Raw genomic sequence first — 14,843 nt, 5'->3', positions numbered from 1 at the left:
GGTGGTTGACCGGCCTGCCGCAACGGTGTGGTATGGGCTCAACAGAAGCGAAGCGTGGCAAGCGCTCGTAACCTTTCGGGAGAGGGCGCCTATGGCCGACAAAGGCAATGATCCTGCCGCGATCTGGCAGACCATGATCGGTGAGATGGAAAAGGGGTTCAACTCCTTTGCCAATCAGGCGATGGCGTCGCCTGAATTTTCCAAGGCGATGAACCAGGTCGGCGGCGCGACGGCGGGCGCGCAAAAGCAGCTTGGCGAACTGATGGAGAAATATCTGCTCGCGATGAACCTGCCGAGCCGTGCCCAGATGGTCGGCATGGCCGAGCGGCTGCAGTCGATCGAGGGTCAGCTCAACGAGATCAAGGCGCTGCTGCATCAGGTGCATCATAACTCGCTGTCGCCGGAGAGCGGCCTTGGCACGCCGCGGCCGCCGCGCACCAAGCGTCCGCCATCTGAGGGGGAGCAGAAATGAACGCTCCCGCGGGCCTCGATCTGGCTGACATCCCGGAACGGATTCAGTCCGAGGTGCAGCGCGCCATCCAGCGCAGCATCAAGGGCGTCGAATATATTTCCTCCTCGGGTCCCTCGCTCGGCTCGACGCCGAAGGACATTTTGGCCGCCCGCGGCACCATGAACCTCTACCACTATCGTCCTGTCGCGGATGAAATCTACCGGGTGCCGATCCTGATCGTGATGGCCACCACCAACCGCGGCTACATCCTCGACATGGTGCCCGGCCAGAGTTTTATCGAGTTTCTGTTGAAGCGCGGCTACGACGTCTACATGCTGGACTGGACCGCACCGAAGCCGGAAGAAAAATGCCTGCGGATGGAGGACTACGTCCTCGACTTCATCCCGGATTGCGTCCGCCGCGTGCAGCAGGATTCCGGCGAGCACGACGTCACCGTGATCGGCTATTGCTTCGGCGGCGTGCTGTCGCTGCTCTACGGCTCGATCTTCAACGACGGGCCGATGAAGAACCTGATCTGCTTCACCACGCCGATCGATTTCCGCGAGATGAAGCTGTTCCAGAATTTTTCGGACCGTCGCTATTTCGACGTCGACCGTCTGGTCGACAGCGTCGGCAACGTGCCGCCGGAGATGATCCTGTCCTCGTTCGAAATGCTGCGGCCGGCCTCGCGCGCCGTCAGCCAGGTGCAATTGTGGGAGAACATCTGGAACGACGAGTTTGTAAAATCGTACCGGATGTTCGACCGCTGGGCGACCGATACGCTGCCGCTGGCGGGCGAGTATTTCCGCGACGTCACCAAGAACCTGATGTGGGACAACAAGCTCTACAACGACACCATGTCGGTCGGCGGGCGCGCGGCGGATATTTCCAAGATCACGGTGCCGATCCTGCATGCGGTGGCCGAACACGATCACATCGTGCCCTATGACGCCGCAAGACATCTGATCGCCAAGGTCGGCTCGACGGACAAGGAAGAGGTGATGCTGAAGGGCGGTCACGTCAGCCTCGTCGCCGGCGCCAACGCCATCAAGCGGCTGTGGCCGAAACTGGACTCCTGGTTAGGTAAGAGATCAACATGAGCGAAACACGTTCCTACCCGCGCCACGTCAAGACCGACGCCGGCGACATCGAATTCCGCCTGATGTCGCGTGCCGACGAGCCGGCCGTGCTGGCGTTTGCGCAAAAACTTCCGACGCATGATTTGCTGTTCCTGCCGCGCAACATCAGCCAGCCGAAAGTGCTATCGGCCTGGATCAACGAGATCGAGCGCGGCGCCATCGTCAGCCTGCTCGCGGTGAAAAACGGGACGGTGGTCGGCTGCGGCACGCTGGTGCGCGATTCCCATTCCTGGTCGCCCCATGTCGGCGAGATCCGGATGGTGGTCTCGCTTGATGTCCGCGGGCAGGGGGTCGGCCGGGCGCTGTCGCAGGAGACCTTTGCCTTGGCCTTGGGCGCCGGCCTGGAAAAGCTGTCGGTGCAGATGACCGTCGACCAGCAGGCAGCGATCGCCCTGTTCGAAAGCCTGGGCTTCAAGGCCGAGGCCCTGCTGCGGGACCATGTGCGGGACGTCGACGGCAAGAAGCACGATATTGTCGTGCTCGGGCACAACGTGGCGCAGGTTCGGGCACAACTCGAAGCCTATGGGGTTCCCGGAGCTGTCCAGCACTAGCCAGACACAAAATCGCGAAATCAACCCCATGCAAAGTAGATGGGCCGGCGCCGGCATTAGCCTAAAGTGGAACTTTTGCCGGTCCTCTGGGCGAACCGCTCACCCATCAGGCTTTTCACGAATTCGTGATATCGCGCTGCAACATTAATGTTGCGACGCACCATTAACTATGGCACAACACTCACGCCCCGGGCCAATCCGGACGGGGTGAGCCCATAGCTCAAACCTGAGGATGGAGAGACTGCAATGACCACCGAAACCAATTCCGTGCTGAACACCGTCAAGGAAGCCTTCGCGCCCGTCACCGAGGCGTTCACCAAGCTCCAGAACCTGGAAGTTCCGGAAGCCGCCCGTGAGTTCGTGAAGAAGCAGGCCGAGACCGCGAAGGTTCGCGCCGCCGACATGCATGCCGGCTCCGAGAAGGTCACTGCCGCCATCGAGACCGCCGTTGCCGGTTCGGTTTCCGAGGCTGCCAAGATCAGCCGCAACATCCAGCAGGCGTTCTATCAGGACGCGGAAGCGTTCTTCGCCGGCATCGACCAGCTTGCTTCGGCCAAGTCGCTGAGCGAAGCCGCCCAGATCCAGTCGGACATGGTCCGTGCGCGCGGCGAAATGTTCGTCTCGCGGGCGAAGGCCACCACTGAGTATCTCGGCAAGCTCGTCACCGAGGGTGCCAAGAACGCGCAGGACAACTTCGCCAAGGTCTACTCCAAGACCGCCTGATCGCGATCCGCCTGCCAACTGCCGTTTCGAAGGCCCGCCTAGGCGGGCCTTCTTTTTGTCGGGTGTCCCAGTCATTCCGGACGACGCGAAGCGGCGATCCGGAATCTCGAGATTCCGGGTTCGTGCTTCGCACGCCCCGGAATGACGGCGGTGGGCGCATCGCGCTATGATTGAAGTGGGTGTAGCTCTCCGAAAGCCGTCATGACCCTTCCCGCCACCTTCGTCATCGACTCTCCCGGCGACGCGATCCGCGCCGCCGAGTTGCGGCGCGTGAAGATTTTGGCAACGTCGGTGCTGGCGGCGACGTTTGCGATCTTCCTCGCCGCAAGGGCGCTGCTGCCCCTGCATCCCGCGTTCGGCTTCATCGCAGCCTTTGCCGAAGCGGCCACCATCGGCGGCCTCGCCGACTGGTACGCCGTGGTGGCGCTGTTCAAACGGCCGCTGGGATTGCCGATTCCGCACACCGCGATCATCCAGAGCAATCAACAGCGCATTGCCGACAAGCTCGGCGAATTCATCGAGAAGCATTTCCTCGAAGCCGCGCCCGTCGAAGCGAAACTGCGGCAGATCGATTTCGGCTCGTTCATCGCCGACTGGCTGCGCGACCGCAAGCGCAGCGAGGATCTCGCGCGCTTTGCGCTGCGGCTGCTGCCCGAAGCGGTGGCAGCGACAGAGACCTCCGGGCTGATGACATTCGTCAGCCGCCGCATCACCGCGCAATTGATGGCGATCGATCTCGCGCCCCTCGCGGCCGGCACCTTGCGCACCTTCGTGAAGGAGGGTCGCCATCGGGGGCTGCTCGACGATCTCCTGCGCGGAGTGCATGAGATGATGACGCAGGCCGAAACGATGGCCATGATCCGCGAGAAGGTCCGCAATGAATTGCCGACGCTGCTAAAGCTATATCGCGCCGACAAGTTCCTGGTGAACAAGATCGTTGCTTCCGCCACCGCCTTCTTCGAGGAAGTCCGCAACGATCCCGCGCATCCGTTCCGCGGCGAGTTCGATCGCATGGTGCTCTCCTTCGTCGACCGCCTCGGCACCGATCCGAGCTACGCCGAACGCATCCAAGGACTGAAGCGCGATCTGCTGGCGCGTCCTGAAGTGGCGGGGCTCGCGCGGCACATCTGGGAAAACGTGCGGACGTTCTTCGAACGCAGCGCCTCGGGCGAGACCCAGGTGTTGGAGCAATATCTGGTGCGCATGTTCGTGAAAGCGGGCGAGGCGCTTGCCGGCGATGCCGAGCTGCGCACCGAAATAAATCAGGGCCTCGTGGCTGTGCTGCGAACCGTGGTCGCCGAACAGAAGAGCGGCGTCTCGACCTTCATCTCCGATCAGGTGAAATCCTGGGACATGGGGCAGTTGATCTCGCTGATCGAAATCAACATCGGCCGCGACCTGCAATACATCCGCTTCAACGGCTCGCTGATCGGCGGGCTTGCCGGACTGGCGCTCTATACTCTCGAATACTTGCTGCGGCTGCTGTGACTAATTAATCACGTCAACGCTTTCGTTATTCCGGATGTGATCTGGGCCGCTTGCAAGAGCAAAACCGGTTCCTTAGCTTTTTGTGGAACATGTTGCGTTGCGGTGAGATTCTGCTGCGTTTGCGTCCATTCAACCTAACGAGCGGCTTGGCTGCCGAGACGTAAGGGGCCGGCCCGAGAGGAGATACGATGTCCGTTGCTGCGCAGCCGCTTTCACCGCCGTCCAGAACGCTGATGTTTCTGGAGGGGCGAGCCATTCACGAATTGGGTGCGTTTCTCGGCGCGTTGCCGCTTCTGAGCCTCGCGCCGCGTGGCGATGGGCATCCGGTGCTGGTGCTGCCCGGGCTTGTGGCGTCCGACACCTCGACGCGTCCGTTGCGTTCCTTTCTGCGCAATCGCGGCTATGCCGTTAGCGGCTGGCGACAGGGACGCAATCTCGGGCTGCGTCACGGTGTGCAGAACGCGATGGTCGATCTGGTTCACGAATTGAATGACACCCATGGCCGCAAGGTCTCGCTGGTCGGCTGGAGCCTCGGCGGCCTCTATGCGCGGCAGCTTGCCAAGATGATGCCGGAGCGCGTGCGCTCGGTGATCACGCTCGGCAGCCCGTTTGCCGCGGGACCAAAGGCGACCAATGCGTGGCGCGTCTACGAGATGGCAAGCGGGCGACGCGCCGATGAAGAGGATGCGCGTTTCGGCGGCGCGCTGTCGGCGACGCCGCCGGTGCCGACCACCGCAATCTTCAGCCGCACCGACGGCATCTGCGCCTGGCAGGGCTGCATGGAGAAGACGTCAGCGACTTCTGAGAGCATCGAGGTCGAGAGCAGCCATTGCGGCATGGGCCATCACCCGGCCGCGGTCTACGCGGTCGCCGACCGCCTGGCGCAGCCGGAAGGCGAGTGGGCGCCGTTCGATCGAAGCGGCTGGCGCAGCCTGGTTTATCCGAATCCGCATCGCTGAGGCGGGCGGACGCTTGCTAACCTCGCCCCGCTCTTGCGGGGAGAGGTCGGCGCGTAGCGCCGGGTGAGGGGCGCTCTCTCCGCGCGCTCACATCTATCGAATTTGCCGAGGCAGCCCCTCACCCCGACCCTCTCCCCGTGAAGAACGGGGAGAGGGAGAGATGCTGCCGTTGTTGTAAATCCCCAAAACGCGGTATGCCTTCACGCATGCCGCCGCCGCTTGCCCGTATCATTCAACACTTGAAGCGCGAACCTTCGCGCACCGGCTCCATCGTCATCACCGTATTCGGCGATGCCATCGTGCCGCGCGGCGGCTCGGTATGGCTCGGCACGCTGCTTGAGTTCTTCGAGCAACTCGACATCGACGCCAGCGTGGTGCGGACTGCGATGTCGCGACTGACCGCCGATGGCTGGTTCGAGCGCAACAAGGTCGGCCGCAACAGCTTCTATCGCTTGGTGCAGAGCGGGCGGCAAACTTTTGATATCGCAACGAAACACATCTATGGGCCGCCGGTCTCCGACTGGACCGGGCGGTTCGAACTGCTGCTGATCGGCAATGGTGAAGATCGCGACGCCTCGCGCGAGGCGCTGAAGAATGCGGGCTTCGGCAGTCCGCTGCCGGGCGTGTGGGTCGCACCGTCGGGCGTGCCCATCCCTAAGGAAGCTTCGGGCGCCATTCGTCTCGAAGTGTCGGCCGAGGACGACAGCGGGCGGCGCCTGCTCAGCGAAAGCTGGCCGCTTGATCGCACCGCAGACGCCTATCAGAAATTCATGAAGACCTTCGAGCCGCTGCACGGCTGGATCATCAGGGGGGAACGGCTGGCGGAAGCCGACGCCTTCACCGCGCGCGTGCTTCTGATCCACCATTATCGCCGCGTGGTGCTCCGTGACCCGCTGTTGCCGACGTCGCTGTTGCCCGCGGACTGGCCGGGCAGGGCAGCCCGTACGCTGTGCGGCGAAATCTATCGCGCGCTGCTTCCAGCATCGGAACAATGGCTTGACCTGCACGCGACGAACGAAACCGGCCCGCTTCCGAAACCCGCCGCCGAACTGTTCCAGCGGTTCGATGGGTCGTGAATACGTTACAGAAAGACATTGCATATCGAAAATTATGTTATATATTTCCTCCCAACAAATACCGGGAGGTCCGCCATGTACACGCAGGCGCTCAATTCGTCCGAGGGCGAAGACCGCAACATTGAGGACGCCGCGCGGGCTGCGCAGTTTCAGTCGCGCATCGACGCCGACGAGCGCATCGAGCCCAACGACTGGATGCCGGCGGCCTATCGCAAGACGCTGACGCGGCAGATTTCCCAGCACGCGCATTCCGAAATCGTCGGCATGCTTCCCGAGGGCAACTGGATCACGCGTGCGCCGTCGCTGCGCCGCAAGGCCGCGCTGCTCGCAAAAGTTCAGGACGAGTGCGGCCACGGACTTTACCTCTACGCTGCCGCCGAGACGCTTGGCTCCTCGCGCGAGGAGCTCGTCGATCTCATGCTGGCGGGCAAGGCAAAGTATTCCTCGATCTTCAACTATCCGACGCTGACCTGGGCCGAGATCGGCACGATCGGTTGGCTGGTCGATGGTGCCGCGATCATGAACCAGATCCCGCTGTGCCGCTGTTCCTACGGCCCTTACGCGCGCGCGATGATCCGCGTCTGCAAGGAGGAGTCGTTCCATCAGCGCCAGGGCTTTGAGATCATGCTGACGCTGTGCCGCGGCACCGAGGAGCAGAAGGCGATGGCGCAGGATGCGCTGAACCGCTGGTGGTGGCCGGTCTTGATGATGTTCGGCCCGCCCGATCAGGTCAGCCAGCACAGCGACACCTCGACCAAATGGAAGATCAAGCGCTTCTCCAATGACGAGCTGCGCCAGAAATTCGTCGACGCCACGGTGCCGCAGGCGCAGTTCCTCGGCCTGACGATTCCCGATCCCGGCATGAAGCAGAACGCAAACGGCAATTGGGAATACAGCGCGATCGATTGGGAAGAATTCAAGCAGGTGCTGGCTGGCAACGGCCCCTGCAACCGCGATCGTCTGGCCGCACGGCGCAAGGCGCATGAAGATGGTGCCTGGGTGCGCGAGGCGGCGATGGCCTATGCCGAGAAGCGCCGGCAGCGCTCCGCCTTGCAGGCCGCAGAGTAAGGAGACGAGCAATGGCAACGCCGAATATTCCGCTCTGGGAAGTCTTCATCCGCAGCCGCAACGGGCTGGCGCACAAGCATGTCGGCTCGCTGCATGCGACCGATGCGACGCTGGCGCTGCAAGCCGCGCGCGACATCTACACCCGCCGCGGTGAGGGCCTCTCGATCTGGGTGGTGCCGTCGAGCGCGATCACCGCGTCCGATCCGTCCGAGAAGGGCATGATGTTCGAGCCGGCGGAATCCAAGATCTACCGGCACCCGACGTTTTACGATGTGCCGGAGGAAGTCGGGCATATGTGAATTCCTCACCCCTCGTGGTGAGGAGGCACGCAAGCGCCGTCTCCGGACGATGCTTCGCATCGCCGGGAGAACCACGAGGCCCGCGGCCAAGAAATACAGACCTCATCCTGAGGAGCTTGCGAAGCAAGCGTCTCGAAGGATGGCGGCAAAGGGACTCGTGGCCCATCCTTCGAGACGCGCGTTCCGCGCTCCTCAGGATGAGGTCGGAATGTGAATAGGCAGGACTCAAGAATGACCGTCGCCAACATCACCGTCTCCGAAACGCCACTGGTGCTCTACACCCTGCGCCGCGCCGATGATGCCCTGATCCTCGGGCATCGGCTGTCGGAATGGTGCGGCCATGCGCCGATGCTGGAAGAGGACATGGCGCTCGCCAATATGGGCCTCGATCTGCTTGGTCAGGCGCGTGAGCTCTATTCCTATGCGGCAGAGGTCGAGGGCAGGGGCAACGACGAGGACAAGTTCGCCTATCTGCGCGACGTCAGGCAGTACCGCAATCTGCTGCTGCTGGAGCAGCCGAACGGCGATTTCGCGCGCACCATGGTACGGCAATTCTTCTACGCTACCTTCGCCGATCTCTACTGGCGGGCAATGATGCGCTCTACCGACGCGACGCTGGCGGCGATCGCGGCGAAATCGGAAAAGGAAAGCGCCTACCACGTCAGGCACTGTTCGGAGTGGATCGTTCGCCTCGGCGACGGCACCGAGGAAAGCCACCGCCGCACGCAAGGAGCGATCGATGAACTCTGGGCCTTTACCGGCGAAATGTTCGCCGTCGATGATAGCGAGCGCGGCCTGATCGATGCCGGCATCGCGATCGATCCTGCGCCGCTGCGTCCGCAATGGCTGAAGACGATCACCGGTGTCGTGGACGAGGCTACGCTGGCCTTGCCGAAGAACGACTGGATGCAGCAGGGCGGCCGCAGCGGCCGGCACAGCGAGCATCTCGGCCATCTCCTCAGCGAGCTGCAATCGATGCAGCGAACCTTTCCGGGGGCGACATGGTGATTTCAGTATCAAACGATACCGATCTGCGCCGTCGCGCCTGGGACGCGGCCTCAAAGGTGGTCGATCCCGAGATACCCGTGCTCACCATCGCCGATCTCGGCGTGTTGCGCGACGTCGAAGTCCATGACGGCCGTGTCGAGGTCGCGATCACGCCGACCTATTCCGGCTGTCCCGCCATGAACGTGATCGCACTCGAGATCGAGCTGGCGCTGGAACGCGCCGGCATCGCACGGCCGACCATCCGCACCGTGCTGTCGCCGGCCTGGACCACGGACTGGATGAGCGAGGACGGCCGGAGCAAGCTCCGTGAATACGGTATCGCTCCGCCGCAGGCCTCGAACTCGCGCCGCGCGTTGTTCGGCGAACAGCAGGTGGCATGCCCGCAGTGCGGCTCGCAAAATACCGAACTTCTCTCGGAGTTCGGCTCGACCTCGTGCAAGGCGCTCTGGCGCTGCAAGAGCTGCCGCGAACCATTCGATTATTTCAAGTGTCATTGAGGTCCTCTATGCCGTCATTGCGAGCGAAGCGAAGCAATCCATCTAACCATGCTGTAGGGCGGTGGATTGCTTCGTCGCTTCGCTCCTCGCAATGACGGTGGGGAAACACTGATGTCTCACGCACCGCGCTTCCACCGTCTCGCCGTCAATGACCTCCGCCGTGAGGCAGCCGACGCGGTGTCCATGACCTTCTCCATTCCGAAAGAGCTGGAAGACGACTACAGCTTCGCGCCGGGGCAGTACCTCACGCTCCGCACGACGATGGACGGCGAAGAAGTGCGCCGTTCCTATTCGATCTGCTCTGGCCCTGACGATGGCGAGCTGCGTATCGCAGTGAAGAAGGTCGACGGCGGCGCGTTCTCCAATTGGGCCGCGGAAGAGTTGAAGAGCGGCGACGAGCTCGACGTGATGACGCCGACCGGCCGTTTTGGCATCGCCCATGCGCCCGATGAGGCGCGGATTTATGTCGGCTTGGCCGCGGGAAGCGGCATCACGCCGATCCTGTCGATCGTCAAGGGCGTACTCGCGCGCGAACCGAACAGCCGCTTCTTCCTGTTCTATGGCAACCGCACGACATCGGGCATGTTGTTCCTCGAAGAGCTGGAGGAATTGAAAGACCGCTTCATGCAGCGGCTTTCGCTCTTCCACGTCATCTCGGGCGAAGAGCAGGATATCCCGATCCTGCACGGCAGACTCAATGGCGAGAAGGTGCGCGTACTGTTGCGCTCGCTGGTGCCGGCGGGAAGCGTGGATCATGTCTTTATCTGCGGGCCTGCGGGCATGAGCGAGGATATCGAGGCGACCTGCCGCGACATCGGCGTTGCCGAAGATCGCATCCATGTCGAGCGCTTCGTCTCGGAGTTTGGCGGCAAACCGCGCCCGAAGAAGGTCATTGAGGCGTCCGCGCCGCCCAAGGCGACGGCGTCGTTGATCATCGACGGCAAGCGCCGCGAGGTCCCGGTCGCCGAGGAAGAATCGATCCTCGACGCCGCATTGCGCGCCGGCATGGATTTGCCGTTCGCCTGCAAGGGCGGCATGTGCTCGACATGCCGCGCCAAGCTGGTCGAAGGCGACGCGCAGATGGAAGTGAACTATTCGCTGGAGCCGTGGGAGCTGAAGGCAGGCTTCATCCTGACCTGCCAGGCGCGGCCGTGTTCGGACAAGGTCGTGGTGGATTACGACCATGTGTGACTACACCGTCATTCCGGGGCGCGAAGCGAACCCGGAATCTCGAGATTCCGGGTCTGGTGCTAACGCACCATCCCGGAATGACGGAAGCAGTTGTAAATCGAGGGATCGTTGACACTTCAGGTGCTTCGTCCCAACACTGAGTAACTACGTAAAGAGGCCAAACAGGCCCGTACGCACAGGGAGAGAACGTCGTGGAACCATCTCGCAGAGCGGGCTATCAGCTATGACCGTCGCGCTGTCGCCCGACGAAATCGCCCGCGCCTGCGCGGATGCGATGTGGAAGGAAGACGACGCCAGCAAGGGCCTCGGCATGAAAATTGTCGAGGTGAAGCCCGGGCGGGCGACGCTAACGATGACGGTGCAGCCGCACATGGTCAACGGCCAGCGCATCGCCCATGGCGGCTTCATCTTCCTGCTGGCCGATTCCACCTTCGCCTTTGCCTGCAACTCCCGCAACGAACGCGCCGTCGCCGCGCAATGCGACATCGCCTTCATCCGTCCGGGCAAGCTCGGCGACGTTCTGGTTGCGACCGCGCGGGAAATCTCGCGCAACGGCCGGTCCGGAATTTACGACGTGCGCGTCACCGCAGGCGATGTCGTGATTGCCGAATTTCGCGGCCACTCCCGCACGATTTCCGGCACCTGGTTGCCGAGCGCGGCCACACAAGAATAGGAAGGGAAACGCGTCATGGCCATGGCAAGATTGAAATCCAGCGGAATCGGTTATCGCCCCGAACTGGACGAGGCCGAACGCGCCTCGCGTGACGAGATCATGGCACTGCAAACGAGGCGCCTCGCCTGGTCGCTCACGCATGCCTACGACAACGTCGCGCATTACAAGAAGGCCTTCGATGCTGCCGGCGTGCATCCATCCGATTTCAGGCAACTCTCCGATCTCGCCAAATTCCCGTTCACCGTAAAGACTGATCTTCGCGACAATTATCCCTTCAACATGTTCGCGGTGCCGCGCGAAAAACTGGTGCGCGTCCATGCGTCGTCGGGCACGACGGGCAAGCCGATCGTGGTCGGCTACACGCAAGGAGATGTCGACATCTGGTCGGACGTGATGGCGCGCTCGATCCGCGCCGCCGGCGGCCGCACCGGCATGATCATCCACAATGCCTATGGCTATGGCCTGTTCACCGGCGGGCTTGGGGTGCATTACGGCGCCGAAAAGCTCGGCTGCACGGTGGTGCCGGTGTCCGGCGGCATGACCGAGCGGCAGGTGCAACTGATCAACGACTTCAAGCCCGACATCATCACGGTGACGCCGAGCTACATGCTGGCGATATCGGACGAGTTCAAGCGACAGGGCCTCGATCCCCGAAAGTCGTCGTTGAAGTTCGGCATTTTCGGCGCCGAGCCCTGGACCAACGCGATGCGCGCCGAGATCGAGCAGACCTTCGACATGGACGCGACCGACATTTACGGCCTGTCAGAAGTGATCGGCCCGGGTGTGGCGCAGGAATGCGTGGAGACCAAGGACGGCCTGCACATCTGGGAGGATCATTTCTATCCCGAGATCATCGACACAGAGACCGGCGCGGTGCTGCCCGACGGCGAGAAGGGCGAGCTGGTATTCACTTCGCTGACCAAGCAGGGCTTTCCGATCATCCGCTATCGCACCCGCGATCTGACTCGGCTGTTGCCGGGCACGGCGCGGCCGGGCATGCGGCGCATGGAGAAGGTGACAGGGCGCTCTGACGACATGATTATCCTGCGCGGCGTCAATGTATTCCCGACCCAGATCGAGGAAGCGCTGCTCGCGACCGATTGGTGCGGCGGCCATTTCACCATCGAGCTGACGCGCGAGGGCCGTATGGACGAGATGACCGTGCTCGCCGAAGTCCGTCCGGAAAGCTGGGACGGCAGTGGGCTCCACGCGCATGCCGAAAAAGTCGCGGTCTTCATCAAAAACACCATCGGCATCACAGCGCGCATCAAGGCGGTGGCCCCGAACACGCTCGAACGTTCGCTCGGCAAGGCAAAACGTGTTTACGACAAGCGGCCGAAAGGGTAACTCGTGCTCCTCATGAATGAGAGAGCGGGAAGGCCGTGATGCCGGTTGCCCAAAGGTCAGATGTTAAGCCCCTTGCAGTCCAGGCCCGCTGCATCCGTTTGCCGGCAAAAGTCGCCGATGCCGCGTCGCTTGCACCGGTCATCGAGACGCGCGCGTTGTCACGCGGCGAAAACGATCTGCTGATCGAGATCAAGGCTGCCGCCGTCAATCCATCCGACGTGAAGGCCGCGACCGGCTTGATGCCTTATGCCGTATTTCCCCGCACCCCAGGGCGCGACTATGCGGGCGTTGTGATCGACGGGCCAACGGGCTGGATCGGCCGCGAGGTGTTCGGCTCGTCCGGTGATCTCGGCATTCGCCGCGACGGCACGCATGCCACGCATCTCGTCGTCGAAGCCGACGCCGTGGTGGAGAAGCCGAACAGCATTTCCTGGGAAGAGGCCGCCGGCATCGGCGTGCCCTTTGTCACGGCGATGGAAGGCCTGCGCCGCGCCGGCATTCCCAGGGCGGACGAGACCGTGCTGGTGATGGGCGTCAACGGCAAGGTCGGGCAGGCGGCGGTACAGATCGCGAGCTGGCACGGCGCGCATGTCATCGGCGTTGTGCGCAAGGCCGAGCCGTATGAAGGCCATGCCAGTTCGAAAGTCGAAGTCATCGATGCCTCCGAAACCGATGTCGCGGCGTGCGTGCGCGAACTCACTGATGGCAAGGGCGCTGACATCGTGTTCAACACAGTCGGCGATCCCTATTTCCAGGCCGCGCATCAATCGCTCGGCTTGCGCGGGCGGCAGATCCTGATCGCCGCGGTTGACCGCATCGTGCAGTTCAACATTCTGGAATTCTATCGCGGCCAGCACACTTACGTGGGCATCGATACGCTCGGCCTGTCGTCGGTCGCGACCGGTGCGGTGCTGCGGGAACTCGGTCCCGGCTTCGCCAGTGGTCATCTCAAGCCGTTCCCGATCAAGCCGAGCGCGATCTACCCACTGGAGCAGGCCAAGGCGGCATTTATGGCCGTGGCCGGATCATCGCGCGATCGCGTGATCCTGCGGCCATCGGCCTAGGCTTCGCGGCCGCTACCTCCATGACTTCGCGGAAAAACAAATCTCCTGCCTCGGTTACCGGCAACATTTTTGTTCCCCGATTGTTAGGTCGTGCGAGAGATTCATTCTCTGCGTTGGCAAGCCGTGGACGGACCCATGCTTCCAACGTATTAGCAGCCGGAAATTGCATCTTATTCGAGCAGTCGCAGCCGCGTCCGCGGCGCCTAGAGAGCAGGGAAATGCCAGTACTGGACGGTGGCCAAATTATCGTCGCGAGCGGGTTGCTGATTGGCCTCATCTATGGGGCGGCCGGGTTGTTGAGCGGCTTCTGCCTGCTCTCTGGCTTGCGCGGCTGGTGGGCCGATGGCGATGGCCGCCTGGTCCGCACCTATGCGCTGGCGATCGGCGTCGCCGTCGCCGCGACGCAATTGCTGGCGGCCGCCGGTCTCGTCGATATCGGAAAGTCGATCTATCTGCAGTCCTCGTTCTCCGCGCCGGTGATGTTCCTCGGCGGGCTGTTGTTCGGTTACGGCATGGTGCTCTCGAACGGCTGCGGCTCTCGTGCGCTGGTGCTGCTCGGCCGGGGCAATCTTCGTTCCTTCGTGGTGGTGGTCGTGCTGGCGATTTTCGCGCAGATGACGCTGAAAGGCCTGATCGCACCGCCCCGCATTGCGATGGTCGCCGCGTCGCAGACCACGACGACGGCAAATTCGGTCGCGGCGTTGTTCGCCGCCGCGGGCCTGAGCGCAACGGCGGCGCGGATGCTGGCCGCCTCGATCATCTCCGCGGCGCTGATCATCTTCGCCTTTGCGCATCCGGCCTTCCGGCGCTCGCCGGGCCAGATCGCCGCGGGCCTCGCGATCGGCCTTTTGGTAGCCGGCGGCTGGTTGGCGACCGGCTACCTCGGCGCCGACGATTTCAACCCGACGCCGGTGACCTCGCTCACCTTCATCGCGCCGATTGCGGACGCGCTGCAATACGTCATGCTGTCGACGGGATCGACGCTGAATTTCGGCATCGTCACGGTGTTCGGCGTGTTTGCCGGCAGCCTCGTCACCGCGCTGTTGACCGGACGCTTTCAGCTCGAGGGCTTTCAGTCGCCGCGCCACATGCTGCGCTCCGGTGGCGGCGCTGCGCTGATGGGCGCCGGCGGCGTGATGGCGTTCGGCTGCTCGATCGGGCAGGGCCTGACGGGATTTTCCACGCTGGCGGTGGCATCGCTGATCGCATTCTCCGGCATTCTGGTCGGCACCGCCGCGGGCCTGCGCGGCGCGCTGCGCGTGCGCCCGCTGGCGACGGCTTAGAGCGCGCTTCGATAGCCGGGCTTTCA

General features: G+C 63.0%; 16 protein-coding genes. All 16 read left to right on the top strand.

Going from position 1 to position 14,843, the window contains the following annotated elements; genetic code table 11:
• Nucleotides 1-91: 91 nt before the first annotated feature.
• The 16 genes from GWE18_RS18450 to GWE18_RS18375 all read left to right on the top strand — a co-directional run bounded on the left by GWE18_RS18450 (nucleotide 92) and on the right by GWE18_RS18375 (nucleotide 14,817).
• Entirely contained in the window at nucleotides 92-472 is a 381-nt protein-coding gene (locus GWE18_RS18450) for a hypothetical protein (protein WP_057854039.1), read from the top strand.
• Complete coding sequence (locus GWE18_RS18445) at nucleotides 469-1,551, top strand: alpha/beta fold hydrolase (protein WP_275187125.1); 1,083 nt, start codon at nucleotides 469-471, stop codon at nucleotides 1,549-1,551. Before GWE18_RS18450 ends, GWE18_RS18445 begins: the two co-directional genes overlap by 4 nt.
• Nucleotides 1,548-2,141, top strand: coding sequence for a GNAT family N-acetyltransferase (locus GWE18_RS18440; RefSeq protein WP_275187124.1), 594 nt, complete (start codon nucleotides 1,548-1,550; stop codon nucleotides 2,139-2,141). Before GWE18_RS18445 ends, GWE18_RS18440 begins: the two co-directional genes overlap by 4 nt.
• A gap of 246 nt (nucleotides 2,142-2,387) precedes the next feature.
• Entirely contained in the window at nucleotides 2,388-2,864 is a 477-nt protein-coding gene (locus GWE18_RS18435) for a phasin (RefSeq protein WP_275187123.1), read from the top strand.
• A gap of 201 nt (nucleotides 2,865-3,065) precedes the next feature.
• Complete coding sequence (locus GWE18_RS18430) at nucleotides 3,066-4,352, top strand: DUF445 family protein (protein WP_275187122.1); 1,287 nt, start codon at nucleotides 3,066-3,068, stop codon at nucleotides 4,350-4,352.
• Nucleotides 4,353-4,540: 188 nt separating this feature from the next.
• Nucleotides 4,541-5,311, top strand: coding sequence for an alpha/beta hydrolase (locus GWE18_RS18425; protein ID WP_275187121.1), 771 nt, complete (start codon nucleotides 4,541-4,543; stop codon nucleotides 5,309-5,311).
• Between the two features lie 206 nt (nucleotides 5,312-5,517).
• Complete coding sequence (gene paaX / locus GWE18_RS18420) at nucleotides 5,518-6,387, top strand: phenylacetic acid degradation operon negative regulatory protein PaaX (protein WP_275187186.1); 870 nt, start codon at nucleotides 5,518-5,520, stop codon at nucleotides 6,385-6,387.
• Between the two features lie 75 nt (nucleotides 6,388-6,462).
• Nucleotides 6,463-7,455 carry a 1,2-phenylacetyl-CoA epoxidase subunit PaaA gene (gene paaA / locus GWE18_RS18415; protein WP_275187120.1) on the top strand — a complete coding sequence of 331 codons (993 nt, stop codon included), beginning with the start codon at nucleotides 6,463-6,465 and terminating at the stop codon, nucleotides 7,453-7,455.
• Nucleotides 7,456-7,466: 11 nt separating this feature from the next.
• Complete coding sequence (gene paaB / locus GWE18_RS18410; RefSeq protein ID WP_057854047.1) at nucleotides 7,467-7,754, top strand: 1,2-phenylacetyl-CoA epoxidase subunit PaaB; 288 nt, start codon at nucleotides 7,467-7,469, stop codon at nucleotides 7,752-7,754.
• Between the two features lie 231 nt (nucleotides 7,755-7,985).
• On the top strand, nucleotides 7,986-8,762 hold the full coding sequence (gene paaC / locus GWE18_RS18405; RefSeq protein ID WP_275187119.1) for a 1,2-phenylacetyl-CoA epoxidase subunit PaaC: 777 nt from the start codon (nucleotides 7,986-7,988) through the stop codon (nucleotides 8,760-8,762).
• A complete protein-coding gene (paaD, locus tag GWE18_RS18400; RefSeq protein WP_275187118.1) occupies nucleotides 8,756-9,259 on the top strand; it encodes a 1,2-phenylacetyl-CoA epoxidase subunit PaaD in 504 nt (167 codons plus the stop codon). The genes paaC and paaD overlap by 7 nt, the downstream gene beginning before the upstream one ends.
• 111 nt (nucleotides 9,260-9,370) lie before the next feature.
• Nucleotides 9,371-10,450, top strand: a complete 1,080-nt coding sequence (gene paaE, locus GWE18_RS18395) for a 1,2-phenylacetyl-CoA epoxidase subunit PaaE (protein ID WP_275187117.1) — start codon at nucleotides 9,371-9,373, stop codon at nucleotides 10,448-10,450.
• A gap of 223 nt (nucleotides 10,451-10,673) precedes the next feature.
• Nucleotides 10,674-11,123 (top strand): hydroxyphenylacetyl-CoA thioesterase PaaI, encoded by a 450-nt coding sequence (gene paaI / locus GWE18_RS18390; RefSeq protein ID WP_275187116.1) that lies wholly within the window; start codon nucleotides 10,674-10,676, stop codon nucleotides 11,121-11,123.
• A gap of 15 nt (nucleotides 11,124-11,138) precedes the next feature.
• Nucleotides 11,139-12,470 (top strand): phenylacetate--CoA ligase PaaK, encoded by a 1,332-nt coding sequence (gene paaK, locus GWE18_RS18385; RefSeq protein ID WP_275187115.1) that lies wholly within the window; start codon nucleotides 11,139-11,141, stop codon nucleotides 12,468-12,470.
• A 38-nt stretch (nucleotides 12,471-12,508) separates the two neighbouring features.
• The gene (locus GWE18_RS18380) at nucleotides 12,509-13,534 is read left to right on the top strand and encodes a zinc-binding alcohol dehydrogenase family protein (RefSeq protein ID WP_275187114.1); all 1,026 of its coding nucleotides are present in this window, start codon (nucleotides 12,509-12,511) and stop codon (nucleotides 13,532-13,534) included.
• A gap of 218 nt (nucleotides 13,535-13,752) precedes the next feature.
• On the top strand, nucleotides 13,753-14,817 hold the full coding sequence (locus GWE18_RS18375) for a YeeE/YedE family protein (protein ID WP_275187113.1): 1,065 nt from the start codon (nucleotides 13,753-13,755) through the stop codon (nucleotides 14,815-14,817).
• The last annotated feature ends 26 nt before the right edge of the window (nucleotides 14,818-14,843 follow it).

This window comes from Bradyrhizobium sp. CSA112, assembly GCF_029051645.1.
In the GTDB taxonomy this organism is placed as follows: Bacteria; Pseudomonadota; Alphaproteobacteria; order Rhizobiales; family Xanthobacteraceae; genus Bradyrhizobium.
The sequence above is the reverse complement of the archived record's forward strand: the minus strand, read 5'-3'. Positions and strand labels throughout refer to the sequence as shown.